This is a genomic window from Petrocella sp. FN5, from assembly GCF_029210395.1.
Classification (GTDB): domain Bacteria; phylum Bacillota; class Clostridia; order Lachnospirales; family Vallitaleaceae; genus Petrocella.
The window spans coordinates 17,743-38,340 of the sequence record NZ_JARGDP010000017.1; the positions used below are offsets into that span (position 1 = coordinate 17,743).

Below are 20,598 nucleotides of genomic sequence, written 5' to 3' on the forward strand. Positions count from 1 at the left end.
ATAAGCTTTAAGTGAGGAGTGATAGCTTGTTAAAACTTTTAAGAATGATATCTTTGATTTTTGTGTTTCTTTTGGTTGGTTTTGGAACCAACTTATTTGTAATAAGAAATTTTGATGAGTCTTATTTAATGGTACCCAATATGACCATGGAACCAATTGAAAACCTAATGAAGGGTTTAAGTGAGGATGAGACCTTAGTCATCATTGAGAATATAAGGATCGAGCTTGACCACTATCCTAGATATGTAGATGATGTGGTATATGTACCAATCACTTTTGTAATGGAACACTTTAACGACGGTTTTTACTGGGATAATGAGGAAAAGATACTAACCTATACATCAATCAATGATGTCATACGTATGGAAACAGATGCCTTAACCTACTTTGTGAATAAAGAACCTATTTCTCTGGAGATACCGATTAGAGAATTAGTTCCGGACATACCTTTTATGCCCTTAGAATTGATGAAAAAATTTGCACATCATGATTTCTATTATGATGGAACCATAGATACGTTGACTATAGAAGACAAAAGTTTAGGTGGGACCTATGGTGTGGTTACGCCAAGTACACAGGAATATGGTATTATTCGTTCTTGGAAAGACAAGAAAAGTACAGTAGTCAAAAAAGCTGCAAGTGGTGAAGAAGTCAAGATTTTTGAGGATGATGGCATATGGCTTGAAGTACGAACAAAAGAAGGCTTGATCGGGTATATCCGTAAAGAAGAAGTGGGTGAAAAAAGACTAGTTGCAGGTGAACCCTTAGTTAGGGAAATCTATAACTATGACACAAGACCGACTTTTGATGGTGCATTGAATCTGGCATGGCATCAGGTTACCAACACGACGGCCAACCGCTATTTAGATGATGTATTAGAAGGCGTTCATGGATTAAATGTCATTTCTCCAACATGGTTTCACATAAAAGACTCAGAAGGGAACATTACCAATATTGCAGACTTAGATTATGTAAACAAAGCCCATGCTAGGGGTATACAAGTTTGGGCACTATTTTCAAATCAATTTGATCGTCAGTTGACCCACGAGGTCCTAAGCAGCACAAAAAAAAGAGAAAAAGTAATACGAGAGCTATTGGCTTTATCCGCGCTCTATAATCTAGATGGTATTAACGTAGATTTTGAAAATGTCGGACAAGCAGATGGACCCTATTTTATCCAGTTCATGAAAGAACTGACCCCTTATCTTAAAAACCAAGGCTTGGTGGTCTCAGTAGATATGTACGTACCCTCACAGTGGACAGCCCACTATGGCCGTAAAGAAGTGGGGGAGATTGTAGATTATGTCATGATTATGGCTTATGATGAGCATTGGTCCACCTCTCCAAATAGTGGTTCTGTTGCCAGTATTGGATTCGTAGAAAAAGGGATCACAGATACACTAAAAGAAGTACCAAAAGAGAAGACAGTACTTGGATTACCTTATTATACGAGGTTATGGACTGAAGAAGTAATAGATGGAGAAGTCAAAGTATCTTCAAGAGCTTTTGGTATGGATACTGCCTATCGAATTATGACGGAAGAAGGCGTAGAGTTCAGATGGCTAGAAGACATTAAGCAATACTATGGGGAATATGAAAAAGACGGTAAAACCTATAAGATGTGGCTAGAAGAAGAAAAATCAATTGAAGAGAAAGTGAAGTTGCTTTCTAAGCATGAATTAGTTGGTGTAGCAGGATGGAAGATAGGTTTAGAAAAAGAGGCCATATGGAATGTGCTTAGAAAACATTTAGTACCATAAATAAATCAAGCAACAAGTCAAAGTATTGGACGGGTTGCTTGAAAACATAGGCGGTCGGTATGAAGCGATTAAGGGCTATTTTGGAATGTATATTACTTCTTGGTATCGTGTACTTAATCTATGAGATTATGTATTTTGCATACAATTATATTATTTTTTACGGCTTGCATCAAGGGTGGGAAATGTTACATATTGAAGCGTATACACATCTAGGTGATATAGAAAGTATAACGCTAGAATACGTAAGAGACCATCCCTTGGAATATACCCTATTAAGTTGGCTTGTGGTTGCATCTTCATTTCTAATCGTTGCAGTTTTTTCCAAACAGAAATTAAGTCAAATATTTGCGCTTAGACAGATGAACATGAAAAATAGTTTGGCAAGTATGGTAACAGGCATCGGCTTAGTTTTTTTGATGAATGGCCTAATTAGATTCATTAGTGCGGCAACAGATATTGAGTTTTCATATTTAAGTTCTTCAACTTTTCGGGTCTATAATTTGTGGTTTCTCATGGTAATTGTAGGTATATTGACACCTATATTTGAAGAGCTATTCTTTAGAGGTGTGGTGCTAAGTAGGTTATCTTATGGATTCGGGCCTTTTATAAGTATAATATTGTCAAGTGTGGTCTTTTCACTCAGTCATATGAACCTCGTTCAAAGTATATATGTTTTTCCTGTAGGGCTGTTGGCGGCAATCCTCGTTTATAAAACAGGTTCCATTCTATCAGCAATTTGGCTACACACCCTATATAATATTTTGAACATTTACCTTGCTAAGATTAACTTTTTTCAGTACAATAGTGTACAGCTTTTAATCTTAATACTAATAGGAATAAGTCTACTTGGGGTTGGTTTATACCAATCGGAAGTACAAAATGCTATAGAAACGCCTTAATGGATTCATTTTTCCAGAAAGTATGTTATAATTATACAGGACAATAATCCGAATGAATAGAATACGGTGACCAATGGATACAAGAATTTTGCATATAACACCAGAAAATCAAATTGACCTAATCAGAGAAGCAGCAATGACCTTGAAAATTGGTGGTCTAGTTGCTTTTCCTACTGAAACGGTTTACGGGATTGGTGCGAATGCCTTAGATGCATCCATTGTCAGAAAAATATACGAAGCTAAAGGAAGACCTTCGGACAACCCATTAATAGTCCATATTGGTCATGCACAAGAGGTTGAAAAATATGTAACGGAGATTCCAGAAATAGCCAGACCCTTAATGGAAGCTTTTTGGCCCGGTCCATTAACGATGATCTTCAAGAAGAACCAAGTTATACCGTATGAGATTACAGGCGGTTTGGACACCGTAGCCATTCGAGTGCCGGCACATCCCCTTGCTAGGGAAATTATAAGGCAAACCGGTTTGCCTATTGCTGCGCCTAGCGCCAATATATCAGGAAAACCAAGCCCTACCATTGCAGCCCATGTTATAGAAGACTTAAAAGGTCGTATTGATATGATTGTTGATGGTGGTGACGCTAATATCGGTCTAGAATCAACCGTGTTGGACTTGACATCGGAGCCAGCTGTGATACTTAGACCGGGTGGGGTTACCAAAGCAATGATAGAAGCGATTGTAGGACCAGTGGTTCTAGATCCAAGAGACCTTGGACTATCGGTTGATGACATACCAAAAGCACCGGGAATGAAGTATAAGCATTATGCACCAAAAGGCAGATTGGTTATTTATTACGGCAGCAAAGAAAAAGCCATAGAGGCCATGAATGATTCAGTTCAAAAAAGCTTGAGTAATCATGAAAAAGTCGGAATTATTGCAACAAATGAAGACCGTGAGGCTTATAACTGTCCAACAATCTTAACGATTGGTTCAGAACATGATGCCCATGAAATTGCCTCTAACCTCTTTAAAGTATTAAGACAAATGGATGATTTAGGTATTGAAAAAATACTTACTCAAGCCTTTCATGAAAAAGAGATTGGTGTTGCTACTATGAATCGATTGTTAAAAGCTGCAAATAATGAACAACGCTTTGTTTAGAGGAGAGTATGCGAGTAATATGAAAGATTTAATGTTTGTTTGTACAGGTAATACCTGCAGGTCGCCAATAGCAGAAGGTTTAGCAAAAAAAATAATGGGTAATAACAAGGCGATTATATGCTCTCGGGGTATTTCCGTCAACTTAGAAGAGCCTGCGAATATGAATGCTGTAAAAGCCATGGAAAAAAAACATATTTCGCTTAAGAACCATAAGTCAAAAAGGTTTGATCCTAAAGAAGTAACAGAGAATATGCTTATATTGACGATGACGACCAGACATGAGACATATTTAAAATACCACTATCCGATGTTGGAAGATAAAGTATATGCCTTGTTGCCATATATACAAATGACAGGTGATGTAAAAGACCCCTATGGTTTGGGTCAAGAGGTATATGATCAGTGCGCCGACCAATTAGAGACTGCCATCAGTAAGCTGATGGACCAATTAAGAGCATAATACAGCAGTCGTGTCAAAGAGCACGATATACAAGGAGGAAAAAGATGATAGCAATAGGTTGCGATCATGGCGGTTACGCCCTCAAGCAGGAAATCATTCAGGCATTTGATTCAAAAGGTATTTCCTATATAGATTTTGGGACCCATGACGAAGAAGCAGTGGATTACCCGGATTATGCAAAACAGGTTTGCAGGTATGTATTAGAGCATGAAAAAGCTCAAGGTATATTGATATGTGGAACAGGTATCGGTATTTCCATAGCGGCCAATAGGCATAAGGGTATAAGAGCTGCACTATGTCATGATTGTTTTTCCGCTGAAGCGACCAAACTTCATAACAGCGCAAATGTTTTGTGCCTTGGAGGACGGGTTGTAGGACCCGGACTGGCCTTGAAAATTGTGGATACATTTATTAACACGGATTTTTCTAATGAGGAACGCCACAGAAGACGTGTAGAGAAAATAGAAGATTAGATGCTAAACAAACAAAAGATGATCCTATAGGAGGGCAAAAATGTCAAATGTATTTGTAATGGACCATCCACTTATTCAACACAAAGTGGGTGTCCTAAGAAGAGAAGAAACGGGTTCCAAAGAATTTAGAGAACTGGTTAATGAAATAGCCATGCTTATGTGCTATGAGGCGACAAGAAACCTTCCTTTACGTGACGAAATCGTTCAGACGCCTGTTGCAGAGGCAACGGTTAAACAAATAGCAGGCAAGAACCTTGGTATTGTGCCGATATTAAGAGCGGGACTTGGCATGGTAGATGGTATGTTAACCTTGGTTCCGACAGCAAAAGTTGGTCACATTGGCTTGTACCGTGACCCGGAGACCCTTAATCCAGTTGAGTATTATTGTAAGTTACCTTATGATGCTGCAGAACGAGATATATTTGTACTTGACCCTATGTTAGCAACCGGTGGATCAGCTGTATCGGCCATACAATTCATTAAAGACAAAGGCGTTAGTCGTATCCACTTCATGTGCTTAATCGCAGCACCGGAAGGTGTAAAAAAAGTGCAAGAGGCCCATCCGGATGTAGACATATATATTGCTGCACTTGATGAGCGGCTAAATGACCATGGTTATATCATTCCTGGACTTGGAGATGCTGGAGACCGTTTATATGGAACGAAATAAGTTATATAGAAGTCGGAAAATTTGGAGATGATGGAATAATGGAATTTCTTAGAAACTTGAATATCAATATCATCTATATCATAGCCTTCTCTTTGGCCTTTGGTATTACGGTGTTAGTAACACCCTTTAGTAAAAAGTTGGCCATAAAAGTCGGTGCCATCGATCATCCCAAAGCATTAGGTGTCCATGATAAGCCGATGCCACTTGCAGGCGGATCAGCAATTGTGACCGGTTTCATTTTTACATCCCTTTTAATAGCACCATTAGTTGGTGGTTTTATCTCGATGGAATTTTTCGGACTCATCATAGGAAGCATCATTATAACCATTGTTGGCTTCTTAGATGATATCTATCAGCTTAGCCCCAAGCTTAGAATATTTTTTCAGATTTTGGCAGCTTTAATTGTCGTTTTTTCGGGAACCAGTATTGAGATTCTATCATGGCCATGGGCCAATGGCGGTGTCATACAAGTAGGTTCAATAGGCAATGTCCTAACGGTACTATGGATCGTCGGACTAACCAATGCGGTAAACTTTCTTGACGGATTGGATGGTCTTGCAACAGGCGTGGCATCCATAGCATCACTGAGCTTTATGATTATATCTTTTATTTTTGGACCCCCGGTTATTGTTGTTTTGGCAGCCGCACTTGCAGGCTCCTGCTTAGGATTTTTGCCTCACAATTTTAACCCTGCCAAGATTTTTATGGGTGATACCGGATCTACTTTTTTAGGTTTTACATTGGCCGTCATTTCTATTCAAGGTTTAACAAAAAGCTATACAGTGGTTACCGTCATTGTTGGGGCTATCGTTCTGGGATTACCCATATTTGACACATCATTTGCTATTATACGACGATTGGTTAATAAGCAATCCATATACAAAGGTGACCGCGGCCATTTGCATCACAGACTTGTGGACAAAGGTATCAGTCATAAAAGAGCGGTCTTAACCATGTATGGCGTTAGTGGTTGCTTTGGTATAGCGGGTATTCTCTTTGCCTTAAAAGATTTTTTCTTGGCCTCTTTGATTATTGGCATTATCATGTTTGTGTGGTTAGGGGATATCTTATATACCAACTATCAGAATAAAAAGATTAAAAGTGATTAATTACATATAGAAGCATCGGAGGAAAACCATGAAAGTTATGAGCATATTTGGTACAAGACCGGAAGCCATTAAGATGGGACCGGTTGTAAAAGCCTTGGAAAAAGAAGAAGGCATAGAGAGTATTGTATGTGTAACAGCGCAACACAGAGAGATGCTAGATCAGGTACTTGAAGTGTTTGATATAAAACCGGACTATGATTTGGATATTATGAAGCAACATCAGACATTAACAGACATTACCACAAGGGCCATCAAAGGTCTTGAAAAAATCATGGGAGAAGCCAAACCGGATGTGGTGCTTGTTCATGGTGATACAACCACGACATTTGCAGGTGCACTAGCAGCCTTCTACCATCAAATCGCAGTAGGTCATGTGGAAGCAGGACTTCGAACCTATGACAAATATCAACCTTTTCCTGAAGAAATGAATAGAAAACTGACCGGTAGTATTGCAGACTATCACTTTGCACCAACCGAAACGGCTAAAAAACATCTGATCCTTGAAAATGTTGAAGAAGCCCGTATCGTTGTTACAGGCAATACAGTTATTGATGCCCTATCATCCACCATCAATGGTGCCTATCATTTTACTGTGGATGCACTAAATCATATTGATTATAAGCACAAAAAAATAATCGTCATGACGGCCCATAGACGAGAAAATCTAGGGCAACCCTTAGAAAACATATGTGAAGCCGTTTTAGAGGTTGTTAACCTTAGACCGGATGTTGAAGTGGTCTATGCGGTGCATCTTAATCCGAAGGTTATGGATGTGGCCAATCGTATATTAGGTCATCATAATCGCATCCATCTTTTACCGCCACTCGAGTTAAAAGACATGCACAACCTGCTAGCAAGATCCTATCTGGTATTAACAGATTCCGGTGGTTTACAAGAAGAAGTACCTTCCTTAGGCAAACCGGTACTTGTTCTTAGAGATGTAACAGAGAGACCGGAAGGTGTAGAAGCGGGCACGCTTAAGCTTGTGGGAACGGATAAAACAAAGATTATAAATACAACCATAGAATTATTAAAGGATACAAACAGTTATAATAAAATGTCAAAAGCCGCCAATCCATATGGAGACGGGCATGCATCAGAACGCATAGTAGCATGGTTAAAAGCCAATCACAAGTAAATAGAGCTTGCAAAATAGATAAAATATCGTGAAAACCATAACAATTATTGGTGAATCTTGTGAATATATATTTACATTCGTCTTAATTACAGGTATAATACTATCTTGTAGAAGGGTTGTGAGAAGTCATGAAATTTGATTATCTAAAGAATTTGGCCCTTGTCAGTCAGATTGGTCTATTAATGGCAATACCTATCTTTCTTTGTATCTTTATAGGACACTGGATAGATGGGAAGCTTGGAACCAATGGATTATTCCTGATTATATTCTTAATCCTTGGTGTTTTAGCAGCCTTTCGAAACCTGTTCGTTACCGTACTTAGTAGAGTTGATTCGGGAAAGAAGGGTTCTAAGCATGACAGAAAATAAGTCGATTGTGTGGTCTCTTTCCTGGAAAGTATTGATCATATTATGTATTACTTTTGGCGTAGGCGTTCTGTTGGTAGACGATATAGCTACCTATGCAAGAGGGATATTACTGGGTGGCTCGGTCACCTTGTTAAAAATTAAACTATTAGAAATCACATTGAAAAGAGCAATAAAGAAACCACCTAGTGCAGCTAAGAGTTATATGAGTGTGCATTACATGTTACGCTATGTGGTTACATTTATCGTTCTTTTTGTGGGTATAGCCATACCTAATGTAAGTGGTGTGGCGGTTATTCTAGCACTTTTAAGTTTGAAGTTAGCGGCTTATTGGCAAGGTGCCCTTGAACCAAAGGTGCCGGTTGATGGCTCTATTGAATTCTTAGAGTGGGAGGATGATGAAGAAACTGACTTTTAAGTCTAAGTAGTCTCAAATGTCTAGCAAAAGGAGATGATCACAGATGGATTTTAGCATTCATGTTGCCAAAGTAGTCCGTATCGGCAGCTTTGAGCTCTGGATCACAGAATCAATGATTAACTCATGGATCATTTGTGGCGTCCTAATTTTAATTGCCTTGATTGTAAGAAATGCAATTAAAAACCCCAAAAAAGTACCTGAAGGCGTTCAAAATGTTGTCGAATTTCTAGTGGATACACTGGATAACTTTGCCGAAACGACTATGGGCAAGCACGGCAGAAAATTTGGATCCTTCTACGGTTCTATGATTATTTACATACTATTATGTAATATATCGGGGTTGTTTTTAGGACCAAACATTGGCGCACCACCAGCTGGAGAGCCAAAAGTATTAATTGATTTCATGAGACCCCCAACCGCTGACTTTGCACTAACATTTGCATTGGCCATGATTACGTTCACCATGGTCCAAGGTTTTGCCATCAAGGAAAAAGGTACTTTTTCTTGGTTAAAAGGCTTAACCGAACCCTTGTGGCCTTTAACGCCACTTAATGTTATTGGAGAGTTGGCCAACCCAATATCCCTTAGTTTTCGTCTTTTTGGTAACATATTAGGTGGAACAATTATCATGGGATTGTATTATAATCTACCCTGGTTTGCACTAATCGGCATTCCTGTAGCCTTACATGCGTATTTTGACATATTTGCAGGTGTGTTACAGGCTTTCATATTTGTTATGCTGAGCATGACATTTGTTGCCAGTGCGATGGATTAGAATGGTCACATTCAGTAAAGTGAGGTGAAAAAATGGATGGCCTTTTTGAAATGATTCTTAATTTTCTAAATAACACAGACAGATTTGCTTTGATTTTATCAGGTTCGGCAATTGCAGCCGGTTTGGCTATGGGCGCAGGTATCGGTCCTGGTATTGGTCAAGGTTTTGCAGCAGGAAAAGCGGCTGAAGCGGTTGGAAACAATCCGGAAGGTGGTAGACAAGCAACCATCGTCATGCTACTTGGCGCAGCTGTAGCTGAGACTTCAGGGATATTTGCACTGGTTATTGCCATCATCATGTTGTTTGCCAATCCATTGGTTGGCAGAGAAGGAACAGCGGTTGTTCTAGCAGCAAGCGCTATTGGAGCAGGACTTGCCATGATTGCAGGTATCGGACCGGGTATCGGTCAAGGTTATGCAGCAGGTAAAGGCTCTGAGGCCGTTGGAAAACGTCCTAAGTTACAAAGTCAGATCATAAGAGCCATGTTGTTAGGTCAAGCAGTTGCTCAGACAACAGGTATATATGCACTGATTATTGCACTAATTTTATTGTTCGTTAACATTTTCTTCTAGGAATAGTAAATAGAAGAAGTCAATTTATAACAAAAATCATAAACTTATTGAATATAAGGAGGATTTAAAAATGTCAGATGTAAATCAAATCGATGGAAAAGCGTTAATATTAGCAAGTTCAGCAATCGGAGCAGGTTTAGCTATGATCGCAGGTATAGGTCCTGGTATCGGTCAAGGTTTTGCAGCAGGTAAAGGTGCAGAAGCGGTTGGACGTCAACCGGGTGCCCAATCCGATATTATCAGAACCATGTTACTTGGTGCAGCGGTAGCGGAGACAACCGGTATCTATGGTCTTATCATTGCCATCATTTTATTGTTTGCGAACCCATTAATTACGAAATATATGGAATTAAGTCAATAATCCGGTATAACTTTTACCCTTTAACGAAAGGAGGAAAGGTGAATTGAATGGTTTAAATATGGTAATGCAAAATCTTTCGACTTCCTTACCACAACTTAATGCACTTCCAGAGCCTTATGTTATCTTTTTTACGGAACAAACCATTATTCAAGTCATAGCCCATATACTTACTGTATTGGTATTATTTTATGTACTTGGAAGGCTACTTTTCAAACCTGTAAGAAATATTTTGCAAAAAAGAAAAGAAGAGATTGCCGATGAATATAAGCGCATAGATGAAGATACAGAAGCATTGGCAGCCCTTAAGACGGATTATGAAAGCAAATTACAAAACATCCATCAAGAGGCAGAAAAAATACTTGCACATGCAAGAAAAAGAGCTATTGAACGCGAAGATGAGATTATAAAAGAAGCAAAAGATGAGGCAGATCGATTAATAAAAAGAGCTCACCTTGATATTGAGCGTGAGAAAGAGCAGAGCAAAGACGAGATGCGTCGTGAGATTATCGGTGTTGCAACTGTAATGGCAAGCAAATTTGTTGCAGCGTCCATCAATGATGAGTTAAAGAATCAACTTGTAGATGAAACCCTTGCAAGTATTGGAGAATCCTCATGGTTGAGTTAGTAGCAAAACGTTATGGTTCAGCAATCTTTCAGCTTGCCGAAGAAAAAGATGCTGTAGATGATTTGCAAAAGGATATTCTGTTAATTCAAGAAAGTTTTTTAGATGAGGGTTTGATTGAATTTCTAAGTCATCCCAAAGTTTCTATGACAGATAAGATCAAATTACTTGAAGACACATTAACAGATAAGATTGGCCAAGATCTATTAGGCCTTATGATTCTAATCTTAAAGAAGAACAGACAACAATACATCTCTGATATCTTGAAAGAAATTCTTGACATGATAGACACCTATCAAGGTAAAGTGAAGGCTTATATTGAGTCTGTGGATGAACTGAGCAGTGAGAAGAAAAAGCAGATTATCGATCAATTGGAAAAGTCAACAGACAAAAAGATCATTCCAGAATACAGAATTGACAAAACCCTTATAGGTGGCTTGTTCATTCGAATTGGAGATCGGGTTATTGATAACAGTATCAAAGGACATATGCATACAATGTCTAAGAAGCTGTTAGAGACTAAAATTAATTTTTCGTAGAAAGGCGGTGTGACCTCGGTATGAATTTGAAACCAGAAGAAATCAGCTCAGTGATCAAAGAGCAGATTAAACGCTACAAAACCGAATTAGAAGTTGCCGATGTAGGTACTGTAATTCAGGTTGCCGATGGTATTGCCCGTATACATGGCTTAGAAAACGCTATGGCAGGAGAGCTACTTGAGTTTCCTGGTGACGTTTATGGTATGGTTCTTAACCTTGAACAAGACAATGTTGGTGCCGTGTTAATGGGATCAGACAAGGGTATTGGTGAAGGTGATATTGTAAAAGCCACAGGACGGGTTGTAGAAGTACCAGTCGGTGATGCATTAATGGGACGTGTTGTCAACGCAATTGGTCAGCCAATTGACGGTAAAGGTCCGATTAGCACAGACAAGTTTAGACAAGTTGAAAGAGTTGCACCTGGTGTTATCGAGCGTAAGTCCGTAGACACCCCACTTCAAACAGGTCTTAAGGCGATTGATGCCATGGTGCCTATTGGACGTGGACAAAGAGAGCTCATCATTGGAGACAGACAAACAGGTAAGACAGCGATAGCTATTGATACAATTATGAATCAAAAAGATTCCGGTGTATTATGTATTTATGTAGCCATAGGACAAAAAGCTTCAACAGTTGCACAATTGGTTAAAAAGTTAGAAGAGAATGGCGCAATGGATTATACGACCGTAGTTGCGGCCAACGCCTCTGAACCAGCGCCACTTCAATTTATCGCGCCTTTTGCAGGTTGTGCGATTGGTGAAGAATGGATGGAAGAAGGTAAAGAAGTCCTTATCATTTATGATGATTTATCCAAACACGCAGTTGCCTACAGAGCTATGTCACTACTGCTTCGTAGACCACCGGGACGTGAAGCTTATCCTGGAGATGTATTCTATTTGCATTCCAGATTGTTAGAACGTGCCGCTAAGCTTTCTGATGAGCGTGGTGGTGGATCTTTAACCGCACTGCCCATCATTGAAACACAAGCAGGCGACATTTCAGCCTATATCCCTACAAATGTTATTTCCATCACCGACGGTCAGATTTTCCTTGAGACAGAGATGTTTAATTCAGGGATTAGACCTGCAATCAACCCCGGACTATCCGTATCTAGGGTTGGTGGTGCCGCTCAGATCAAAGCCATGAAGAAAATTGCCGGACCCATTCGTGTTGAGCTTGCTCAGTACCGTGAGTTGGCAGCTTTTGCTCAATTTGGCTCAGACCTTGATAAAGAAACAAGAGATCGTCTAACACAAGGTGAACGTATTATAGAAGTACTAAAACAAGCTCAATACAAGCCTTTAAAAGTTGCAGAGCAAATCGTGATTCTATACGCTGCGACTCGAAAATTCTTAATGGATATCGAGCTTGACGATATACATAAATTCGAAACTGGACTAATGGAATTTGTTGAAACCATGTATCCGGAAATCTTAGCAGACTTGATTAAAGATTCAGGTTTGACAGATGAGCTTGATAAGCGTCTTGAAGACGTGATTGGTGAATTCAAAACAGACTTCATGAAGAAGAGTGAAGAGGTGTAATTAATCGATGGCATCAATGCGTGATATTAAACGAAGGAAAAATAGCATACAGAGCACCCAACAAATCACCAAGGCGATGAAGCTGGTTGCAACTGCCAAGCTACAAAAGGCAAAGGTGCAAGCGGTCAAGACCAGACCTTATTTCCATAAAATGCATGGTACCATCACTTCAATTTTAGCCCAAAGCGGTCAAGTCAGCCACAAGTACCTAGACGAACGAGAAGGTAAGCATAATACCTATATCGTAGTTACATCCAATAGAGGATTGGCAGGCGGATACAACAATAACGTCTGTAAAATGGTAACGACTCATCGCGAAGAAGGCGAAGATGCAAGTGTAATTGCAGTAGGACGTAAAGGAAGAGACCTTCTAAAAAGAAGAGGTTTTAACATCATTGAAAGTTATAATGAAATGGTAGATATGCCCGAGTATGGTGATGCAGCAAAGATCGGTACAGAGGTTCTCAAACGTTACGTAAGTGGTGAGATTGATCATGTTTATATCGCTTATACGTCCTTTGAGTCTACTTTGAATCAAGAAGCAAAACTCATTAAGCTTTTGCCTCTTGACCTTGATGATTTTGCAGAAGAAAAACCGGACGAAGAACATTTGGAATCCGGTATCAACTATGAGCCAAGTGTAGAAGAAGTGCTAGATAGCATTATTCCACAGTATGTCAATAGCATTATATTCGGTGCCTTAAAAGAATCCATTGCAAGCGAACATGGTGCACGTATGACAGCCATGGACTCTGCAACGAGCAATGCATCGGATATGATTGACAAGTTAACCCTTCAATACAACAGAGCCCGTCAAGCATCTATAACCCAAGAGTTATCTGAGATTGTTGGCGGTGCAGAAGCACTAAAGTAAAGGAGTGAATAGAAAAATGTCAAAAAACGTTGGAAAAATCACTCAAATTATTGGTGCGGTATTAGACATTAAATTCGAAACAAGTGAATTACCTCAATTATACAATGCCATTACAATCGAGAGAAAAAACGATATACCTTTGATTGTTGAAGTAGCGGGTCACCTTGGAGACGATATCGTCAAATGTATTTCAATGGGTGCAACAGACGGATTGATAAGAGGTATGGAAGCCGTCGATACAGGAAGCCCAATAAGGGTGCCTGTAGGTGAGGAAACACTTGGCAGAATGTTCAATGTAACAGGGGCAGTAATCGACAGTAAGCCAGCACCTGTTACAAAAGATAAGTGGTCTATACACCGTGAACCACCAAAGTTTGAGGAACAATCTACAGAATCAGAGATTCTTGAAACAGGTATAAAAGTTGTTGACTTATTATGTCCCTACCAAAAAGGTGGAAAAATCGGTCTCTTTGGTGGTGCAGGGGTAGGTAAGACTGTACTTATTCAAGAGTTGATTAGAAATATTGCAACAGAACATGGTGGCTACTCCGTTTTCACAGGTGTTGGAGAGCGTACCAGAGAAGGAAATGACTTATACCATGAGATGGCAGAATCAGGGGTACTTGATAAAACCACTATGGTGTTCGGACAAATGAATGAACCGCCAGGGGCACGTATGCGTGTTGGTCTTACAGGCTTGACGATGGCAGAGTACTTTAGAGATGAAGGTGGTCGAGACGTTCTTCTATTTGTTGATAATATTTTCCGTTTTACCCAAGCTGGATCTGAAGTATCCGCCTTACTTGGACGTGTGCCAAGTGCGGTTGGTTATCAACCAACGCTAGCAACAGAGATGGGTATGCTCCAAGAACGTATCACATCAACAAGAAAAGGCTCCATTACTTCTGTACAAGCGGTATACGTTCCGGCCGATGACTTAACAGACCCAGCACCGGCAACGACATTTGCCCATCTAGATGCAACGACAGTTCTATCTAGATCTATTGTCGAACTTGGTATATACCCCGCTGTTGACCCATTGGACTCAACCTCTAGAATACTTGACCCTATGATTATTGGGGAAGAGCATTATAGTGTAGCCCGTGGCGTACAAGAGATATTACAAAGAAACAATGAGTTACAAGATATCATAGCCATTTTAGGTATGGATGAATTATCAGAAGAAGATAAGACTTTAGTTATGCGTGCAAGAAAGATTCAAAGATTCTTGTCACAGCCATTCTTCGTAGCTGAGACATTCACAGGTCTTGAAGGTCGATATGTACCTTTAAGCGAAACCATTCGTGGTTTTAGTGAAATACTTGAAGGAAAACATGATAGCATACCGGAAAGTGCATTTCTAATGGCAGGAAATATTGACGATGTCCTTAGTCGTGTATAGTAGGTGATTTTATGGCGACAAACAAAATCGAATTACATATTGTAACACCGGATCGTGAGTTTTTTACCGCAGAAGTGGATGCTTTGTCTTTTAAGACAACAGAAGGTTTCATAGGTGTACTATATGACCATATTCCTTTGATAACAACACTAACCAGTGGTAAAGCTGTGTTTAAAAATGATAAAGACACATTTGAAGCGGTATTGCATAATGGTTTCGCAGAAATTGGCGAAGAAAAGGTGACCATACTGACCGATGCAGCTGAATGGGCAGATGAGATTGATATGGACAGGGCCTTATCTGCTAGACAGCGCGCCGAGAAGAAGCTTGAAGAAATGACCCATCATGATGAAAAACATAAAGAAGAAGGCGTTGTTCAAGCACAAGCATCACTCCTTAGAGCTTTGGCTAGGATTGAAATAGCACAAGCAAGGCAGGACAAATAAGAATATAATACTAATTAAAAACAACAAGAGGCTGTCCTACTGGGTAGCCTCTTGTTATTAATTTGTAATATACCTTTTATCTGATTTCGGTAATCATATGAGCATCCTTTGCCGATATACATAAGAGTCTTTCTAAACATAATTTGATGACTGAATATAGAAAAGGTGGAGCTTCATATGAAAACGTTAAAATATAAGCGCATCATCATAGGCATCTTAATCATAACATTAGTGGCCATACTTGGGATCGTACCCATGGAGCTAGAAGCGGCTGATGGTACTTTGATATGGAGAAAACTAGATACAATGGACACCAACTTCACCATTATTAATAATAAGACCGGTGACAATGAGATTTTATTGGAGTTGGACTTATCTGTCACAGGCAATTATGCCTTATTTTACCATCTAGAAGACGGCCGTCAAACAGAAATCCGGTTTCAACAAGCCTATGAAAAAGTGGATGTGAAGTATTTTGTTAGAGAAGATTTAGGCGCGACCAATGTCACCCAAGATCTAGTCTCTAATTCTTATTTGCAAATGGATTATAATCTTACAGTGCCGGATTGGCGCTTTGATGGCGCCAAACTGGTTGGCCCCTCAGGCGGCTTAGAATTTAGCATCCCAAGATCTGCTAGCTCACAATACCCTGGTGTTGCCTTTGAGGTGGATAACAAAAGAGTCTATATCAAGTGGGATTTTCAATTAGGAAAAGCCTTTGTACTCATAAGAAACTATAACAAGGGCTTTATTATGCCCGTAAGTTATGCAAAGCCAAACGGAACGACTGAGAACATTAAGGTTCTCAAAGGTCTAGAGGGCTTTACTGTCACGCCGACCCATCTAAGAGAAAATGAAGCAGGGACAGCCAACATAGAGATTAAGCCCATAGCACAACCCACAGATACAGGCAATAAACCAGGGAACAGGCCTGGACTAGATATCAAGTTCAAACAACCCAAGGAACTGGATAATGATACATGGACCTATGATTATGAATTAACCAATTTAAGTGACATAAGCGCTATCATTGAACTGGATGATATCGGCTCCGATTCCTATCTGGACTTTAATTTTAGACTCAAAGACTTTGGAGATTTGGACGACAGCAACCTGGTTTATGCACTGGATGTAGATGATGCTGACGCTAATGTAGATGTCGGTTATGACTATGACTCAGACACCCACGAGTACAAAGTAAGACTGGTTAAGGACAACTCGGACCTATTTGATGATGGCAAAACCATTCAATGGTCAGAACTTGAAGCCAGTCGTATTTATAATGTCAATATTGGTTTTCAAGTGGATCTGGATGCAATCGGTTTTGAAGATTATGGCTTTACCGGTTATAGACCTGTGAATGGTTTCGGGTATACCTATATGGCATATGAACTTAAGCGGGCTAACGCAAAAGAAGCCTATCTGGACATTGTACCATACGATATAGGTAGTCAGGGGGATGTGGAATATATTATCCTCTATAGTAAAGTTGTTAAACCCGAACTGGATCCAAACGGTGATCTGTGGCTCAAGAATTATCATTCTACGACTGGGGACAATGATGAGATTTTTATCCCTGTACCATTTCAAAGCACATCATCACAAGATGCCTATCAGGTATTTGTGAATTTTGCTGGGGTTCAGATTCGATCCCAAGTGCTAAATTATAAGGCAATTGATGATCAGAACGTACCTCCAACCACACCGGCCATTCGAACCATAGAGAATGTCATCGTAGTACCTCCGCTGGATGAGACAGATAACCCAACCAAAGTCGAGATGGACTTGGTATGGGATGCCCCAACCAATAAGACAGTCAAGGAACTGGATGACATATTCAAAGATGGTGGGTCACTTTTTTATGAATTGTCAATTAATGAAGTGCCTACAAATAACGCGAGCAACCCTTATCAAGTCATCAAAGTATTTGAAGTCTATAAAGAGGATAATGTTTATAAGCTTAGACAATCCAGTGATGTACCTGGAACGCTACCAACACCATCTGAACAACTCAACTATGCATTTGGGTATAATAAAACCGATGAACGCCTTAGGTTAAATAAGATTGTTCTTTATGAGAATGGTGCTTGGATTAACACTCTAGATACGGTTATTGATGAAGAAGCAGTAGAACCCTATGTAGTATCAGATTCCCAAACACCCTATGATTTTGAATTTCCGGGGGTCAATTACTTAAGAATCAAAGCCATCACAGTAAAAGACGGTGTTGTATCTGAATCCCAGATGTCCATACCGGCCAGTCTTTCACTAAGTATGGTTACTTATGATATTCCAATTGTAGACACATTGACATATGACCCATTATATGGCAATGTCCAAGATCGTTCAACAGGTGTCACTTTAAAATGGCATACAGTGGATGTAGCTAACTATGAAAGGAACATGCTAGAACCCATTAACAAAGCCATAGAAAGTATTAATTACAAAATCTATATCTCAGAAGCATTGGATCAAGTTTTACCATTAAACGAAGATGACTCGGAATATGAACTGCTGGACATAACCAATGAAGGATTAATGCTTATTGGTGACGACGCCATCAATGAACTAAGAGACGGTGAAGTGGTTTACTTTGTACGTTCAACACCCAATGGCACCAATACCAACTTAAGCGTAGATGTTCAGGGCCTAGATGCCAATAAAACTTATTACATTCGGATTGTAACACAGCTTGAGATTACCGACGATGAGATAAGAGAATCGGACCCATCCAGTGTACTAAGTGCTACAGTACCTCAGACCCCTATACCACCGGGAGATGAAGAGATTTTCCCATTAGCGCCTGAAGGCTTTACAGTTGATTATGCCGATGAAGGTTTATTAAATGCAGGCTTAACATGGTTCTTACCAGCAGCCATGGCATTTGAGGATGATCTAAACGGTTTTGAAGTTTTAGCCATTGAAGACAGGGCACTTCCTGAGAATCTATCAGCCAAAACAATAGGCATTACAGATATATTAGATGGCTCAGAGTTAAGTAGTGACGTTGTTGAAGGATGGCGCATCTACAAACATGAAGGCATAACCTATTTGAAAAAATACAACAGACAGACAGGTTTATGGGAAGATAAGGACCTGGCTTTACTTGTTATTGAAAACAATCGCTTCTATTTGATTGATGATGCGAACGCGCCTAACAAAGTCAATTACTACTATGTACGATCAACAAAAATGGAAGGTGAGTTTGTCACGAACACATCACCTTGGGTTCCAGGAACCTTAACCACAGCACCTGTAAAAGGGCCTATCAATCTAATCGTTGACTATGAATCTGGTTATACTTATGAATCTAAGACAGCGTTAATCATTCGTTTTGACGCACCTATACCCGAGATGAATCAGATTGGTTCAGACTATCGTATTGAAGTCTTTGTAAAAGGGGAAGATGATTTGGATTATACTATCACAAAGTATCCGGCCGTACTTCTTGGAGATACAACAGGTGGTCCTGTAGGCTATAAAAGATTGCATTATAGGATTACAGATTTAAAGCCGGGTAAGACTTATAACATCAAGGTTAGAATTGAGGATCGGACAAAACCGGAAGAAATATTACCGGACGGATCCAGAGTATATCCGAAATCACCCTATTCCGAAACCGTTGTATCAAGAACAGAATTTGATCAAGAGAGTTACGATAAGGAAAATAAATACTATGAATATATTGATTACTACTTAAGAAAAGCGGAAGCTTTAAAACAACTTATTTACTTTAAGATAACCGATACCAGTAGAGAAACAGCGGTAAAATACCGTGAGAATTATGGAGAAGGTATCATAAAAAGAACTATAAATGGTGAGCTTACTCTGTATTCCGATAACAAAGCCACCAATACTTATTATGTACCGTCCAACTCCCTTGAGGCAATAAACGGACACAACGTAACCATAAAAATCCAAAGTAAAAATCAAGTGGTTGGTATAAGACCCAGAACCCTAGGTGTCAACATCAGCAAAGAAGTAGGTGAGATGGTAGAAGAGATTAAGCGCTATAATAGCACTTATAAAGATTACTACTTAAGAATAAAGATTCATACAGATACTTTTACCGGAAAGATCAACAACATTACCCCTTCCAGTGAAGTGGTACAAGTTGAGCTGGCTTTGGTAGGTAGTTTTCAATTAGAAGAAGAGATTGATCGGCTTATGGTCAGCACCTTAGACAGTGTTATTGCCAGTAATAGGGCAGGATTGATTGTGGATATTGAAAACGAACTAAAAAAAGGCATCAATGATACCCAACTCATTGGAATAGTCGATCAAAGGGTTAAGAAGGTGGAGCAGGCTTATATAAGTCAGGCATCCAATCTATATTTTAATAACATCAGTTCGAATGTGACAACCATCAGCCAACCAAGTAAAGCCATATATATTGCCTTAGCACCCATAAAAAGTCCGGCCAATAATGAAATCTACACCAGAGAAAACAACGTATGGAAAAAAGTAAACAGCACATATTTTAATAATAGACACTATGTAGATGCCCTAAAGCTGAATCCTTATATTCTCTTACCATCTTCTAACACATCTGTGGATTTGGTACAGCTTTATGCACAAGATGGTATTGATGTCATCAATTATTATAATCTATCCAGTATTTTTACGGCCAATGATTTTCAAAGTCCAACGAAAGCAATTCAGAAATACCAGTGGGTATCAGCTCTAGCAAGACTCATAGGTGCGCCTGAAGGTCAGGATACGGCGGATTATTTGAGAAACAGAGGTATTAACGCAACAACATTAAACAGCTATCAAACATTAAGGAAGGACCAAGCCTTAGGCTTGTATATAGACACCTATGCCTATCGACATAAGATTAATTTAAACCGAGTTGTTATCACCAATTACAATATTATATCGGATATTGGAGAGGCAGATGCAGCACTTAGACAAAAACTCATTATTGGTGCTAACTTAGGCATTATTAAGCCTGAGGGTGGTAGAATAAGTCCAAGTCAAAACATTACGATGAAAGAAGCCATGCAACTATTGATTACACTACATAAGGGCTTGAATTGATGGGAGGTACC

General features: G+C 39.5%; 20 protein-coding genes and 1 pseudogene. All 21 read left to right on the top strand.

The window, feature by feature from the left end; translation table 11 throughout:
- Positions 1 to 26: 26 nt before the first annotated feature.
- The 21 genes and pseudogenes from P0N36_RS06440 (at position 27) to P0N36_RS06535 (ending at position 20,587) form a co-directional block, all read left to right on the top strand.
- Positions 27 to 1,760 (top strand): glycosyl hydrolase family 18 protein, encoded by a 1,734-nt coding sequence (locus P0N36_RS06440; RefSeq protein ID WP_275842023.1) that lies wholly within the window; start codon positions 27 to 29, stop codon positions 1,758 to 1,760.
- Between the two features lie 59 nt (positions 1,761 to 1,819).
- On the top strand, positions 1,820 to 2,659 hold the full coding sequence (locus P0N36_RS06445; protein ID WP_275842024.1) for a CPBP family intramembrane glutamic endopeptidase: 840 nt from the start codon (positions 1,820 to 1,822) through the stop codon (positions 2,657 to 2,659).
- Between the two features lie 73 nt (positions 2,660 to 2,732).
- Entirely contained in the window at positions 2,733 to 3,779 is a 1,047-nt protein-coding gene (locus P0N36_RS06450; protein ID WP_275842025.1) for an L-threonylcarbamoyladenylate synthase, read from the top strand.
- A 19-nt stretch (positions 3,780 to 3,798) separates the two neighbouring features.
- The gene (locus P0N36_RS06455; RefSeq protein ID WP_275842026.1) at positions 3,799 to 4,239 is read left to right on the top strand and encodes a low molecular weight protein arginine phosphatase; all 441 of its coding nucleotides are present in this window, start codon (positions 3,799 to 3,801) and stop codon (positions 4,237 to 4,239) included.
- A gap of 44 nt (positions 4,240 to 4,283) precedes the next feature.
- Positions 4,284 to 4,712 carry a ribose 5-phosphate isomerase B gene (gene rpiB, locus P0N36_RS06460; RefSeq protein WP_275842027.1) on the top strand — a complete coding sequence of 143 codons (429 nt, stop codon included), beginning with the start codon at positions 4,284 to 4,286 and terminating at the stop codon, positions 4,710 to 4,712.
- 40 nt (positions 4,713 to 4,752) lie between these two features.
- Positions 4,753 to 5,382, top strand: coding sequence for a uracil phosphoribosyltransferase (gene upp / locus P0N36_RS06465; RefSeq protein ID WP_275842028.1), 630 nt, complete (start codon positions 4,753 to 4,755; stop codon positions 5,380 to 5,382).
- Between the two features lie 38 nt (positions 5,383 to 5,420).
- A complete protein-coding gene (locus P0N36_RS06470; protein WP_275842029.1) occupies positions 5,421 to 6,491 on the top strand; it encodes a glycosyltransferase family 4 protein in 1,071 nt (356 codons plus the stop codon).
- A 28-nt stretch (positions 6,492 to 6,519) separates the two neighbouring features.
- The gene (gene wecB, locus P0N36_RS06475; RefSeq protein ID WP_275842030.1) at positions 6,520 to 7,629 is read left to right on the top strand and encodes a non-hydrolyzing UDP-N-acetylglucosamine 2-epimerase; all 1,110 of its coding nucleotides are present in this window, start codon (positions 6,520 to 6,522) and stop codon (positions 7,627 to 7,629) included.
- Between the two features lie 128 nt (positions 7,630 to 7,757).
- Entirely contained in the window at positions 7,758 to 7,997 is a 240-nt protein-coding gene (locus tag P0N36_RS06480; RefSeq protein WP_275842031.1) for an AtpZ/AtpI family protein, read from the top strand.
- Positions 7,984 to 8,412, top strand: coding sequence for an ATP synthase subunit I (locus P0N36_RS06485; protein WP_275842032.1), 429 nt, complete (start codon positions 7,984 to 7,986; stop codon positions 8,410 to 8,412). Before P0N36_RS06480 ends, P0N36_RS06485 begins: the two co-directional genes overlap by 14 nt.
- A gap of 43 nt (positions 8,413 to 8,455) precedes the next feature.
- A complete protein-coding gene (atpB, locus tag P0N36_RS06490; protein WP_275842033.1) occupies positions 8,456 to 9,187 on the top strand; it encodes a F0F1 ATP synthase subunit A in 732 nt (243 codons plus the stop codon).
- Between the two features lie 50 nt (positions 9,188 to 9,237).
- Positions 9,238 to 9,513, top strand: a pseudogene (locus tag P0N36_RS15660) (ATP synthase Fo subunit C); the annotation flags it as partial.
- Positions 9,502 to 9,759 (top strand): ATP synthase F0 subunit C, encoded by a 258-nt coding sequence (atpE, locus tag P0N36_RS15665; RefSeq protein ID WP_334305350.1) that lies wholly within the window; start codon positions 9,502 to 9,504, stop codon positions 9,757 to 9,759. The pseudogene P0N36_RS15660 and the gene atpE (P0N36_RS15665), both read left to right, overlap by 12 nt.
- A gap of 70 nt (positions 9,760 to 9,829) precedes the next feature.
- Complete coding sequence (atpE, locus tag P0N36_RS06500) at positions 9,830 to 10,120, top strand: ATP synthase F0 subunit C (protein WP_125137112.1); 291 nt, start codon at positions 9,830 to 9,832, stop codon at positions 10,118 to 10,120.
- Between the two features lie 43 nt (positions 10,121 to 10,163).
- Positions 10,164 to 10,745 (top strand): F0F1 ATP synthase subunit B, encoded by a 582-nt coding sequence (gene atpF, locus P0N36_RS06505; RefSeq protein ID WP_275842035.1) that lies wholly within the window; start codon positions 10,164 to 10,166, stop codon positions 10,743 to 10,745.
- Positions 10,733 to 11,281 carry an ATP synthase F1 subunit delta gene (gene atpH / locus P0N36_RS06510; protein ID WP_275842036.1) on the top strand — a complete coding sequence of 183 codons (549 nt, stop codon included), beginning with the start codon at positions 10,733 to 10,735 and terminating at the stop codon, positions 11,279 to 11,281. The genes atpF and atpH overlap by 13 nt, the downstream gene beginning before the upstream one ends.
- 20 nt (positions 11,282 to 11,301) lie before the next feature.
- Entirely contained in the window at positions 11,302 to 12,825 is a 1,524-nt protein-coding gene (gene atpA, locus P0N36_RS06515; protein ID WP_275842037.1) for a F0F1 ATP synthase subunit alpha, read from the top strand.
- A 7-nt stretch (positions 12,826 to 12,832) separates the two neighbouring features.
- Positions 12,833 to 13,699 (top strand): ATP synthase F1 subunit gamma, encoded by an 867-nt coding sequence (atpG, locus tag P0N36_RS06520; RefSeq protein ID WP_275842038.1) that lies wholly within the window; start codon positions 12,833 to 12,835, stop codon positions 13,697 to 13,699.
- Between the two features lie 16 nt (positions 13,700 to 13,715).
- Positions 13,716 to 15,101 (top strand): F0F1 ATP synthase subunit beta, encoded by a 1,386-nt coding sequence (gene atpD, locus P0N36_RS06525; protein WP_275842039.1) that lies wholly within the window; start codon positions 13,716 to 13,718, stop codon positions 15,099 to 15,101.
- Positions 15,102 to 15,112: 11 nt separating this feature from the next.
- Positions 15,113 to 15,547 carry an ATP synthase F1 subunit epsilon gene (gene atpC, locus P0N36_RS06530; RefSeq protein ID WP_275842040.1) on the top strand — a complete coding sequence of 145 codons (435 nt, stop codon included), beginning with the start codon at positions 15,113 to 15,115 and terminating at the stop codon, positions 15,545 to 15,547.
- Positions 15,548 to 15,724: 177 nt separating this feature from the next.
- Entirely contained in the window at positions 15,725 to 20,587 is a 4,863-nt protein-coding gene (locus P0N36_RS06535; protein WP_275842041.1) for a hypothetical protein, read from the top strand.
- Positions 20,588 to 20,598: the final 11 nt, after the last annotated feature.

Bases quoted from the DNA above. Each gene is read 5' to 3' on its own strand.
- atpB (WP_275842033.1), top strand. From the start codon at position 8,456: ATGGATTTTAGCATTCATGTTGCCAAAGTAGTCCGTATCGGCAGCTTT.
- P0N36_RS06485 (WP_275842032.1), top strand. From the start codon at position 7,984: ATGACAGAAAATAAGTCGATTGTGTGGTCTCTTTCCTGGAAAGTATTG.
- P0N36_RS06455 (WP_275842026.1), top strand. From the start codon at position 3,799: ATGAAAGATTTAATGTTTGTTTGTACAGGTAATACCTGCAGGTCGCCA.
- atpA (WP_275842037.1), top strand. From the start codon at position 11,302: ATGAATTTGAAACCAGAAGAAATCAGCTCAGTGATCAAAGAGCAGATT.
- rpiB (WP_275842027.1), top strand. From the start codon at position 4,284: ATGATAGCAATAGGTTGCGATCATGGCGGTTACGCCCTCAAGCAGGAA.
- atpD (WP_275842039.1), top strand. From the start codon at position 13,716: ATGTCAAAAAACGTTGGAAAAATCACTCAAATTATTGGTGCGGTATTA.
- atpC (WP_275842040.1), top strand. From the start codon at position 15,113: ATGGCGACAAACAAAATCGAATTACATATTGTAACACCGGATCGTGAG.
- wecB (WP_275842030.1), top strand. From the start codon at position 6,520: ATGAAAGTTATGAGCATATTTGGTACAAGACCGGAAGCCATTAAGATG.
- P0N36_RS06450 (WP_275842025.1), top strand. From the start codon at position 2,733: ATGGATACAAGAATTTTGCATATAACACCAGAAAATCAAATTGACCTA.
- P0N36_RS06480 (WP_275842031.1), top strand. From the start codon at position 7,758: ATGAAATTTGATTATCTAAAGAATTTGGCCCTTGTCAGTCAGATTGGT.
- P0N36_RS06535 (WP_275842041.1), top strand. From the start codon at position 15,725: ATGAAAACGTTAAAATATAAGCGCATCATCATAGGCATCTTAATCATA.
- atpH (WP_275842036.1), top strand. From the start codon at position 10,733: ATGGTTGAGTTAGTAGCAAAACGTTATGGTTCAGCAATCTTTCAGCTT.
- upp (WP_275842028.1), top strand. From the start codon at position 4,753: ATGTCAAATGTATTTGTAATGGACCATCCACTTATTCAACACAAAGTG.
- P0N36_RS06445 (WP_275842024.1), top strand. From the start codon at position 1,820: ATGAAGCGATTAAGGGCTATTTTGGAATGTATATTACTTCTTGGTATC.
- atpE (WP_125137112.1), top strand. From the start codon at position 9,830: ATGTCAGATGTAAATCAAATCGATGGAAAAGCGTTAATATTAGCAAGT.
- atpG (WP_275842038.1), top strand. From the start codon at position 12,833: ATGGCATCAATGCGTGATATTAAACGAAGGAAAAATAGCATACAGAGC.
- P0N36_RS06470 (WP_275842029.1), top strand. From the start codon at position 5,421: ATGGAATTTCTTAGAAACTTGAATATCAATATCATCTATATCATAGCC.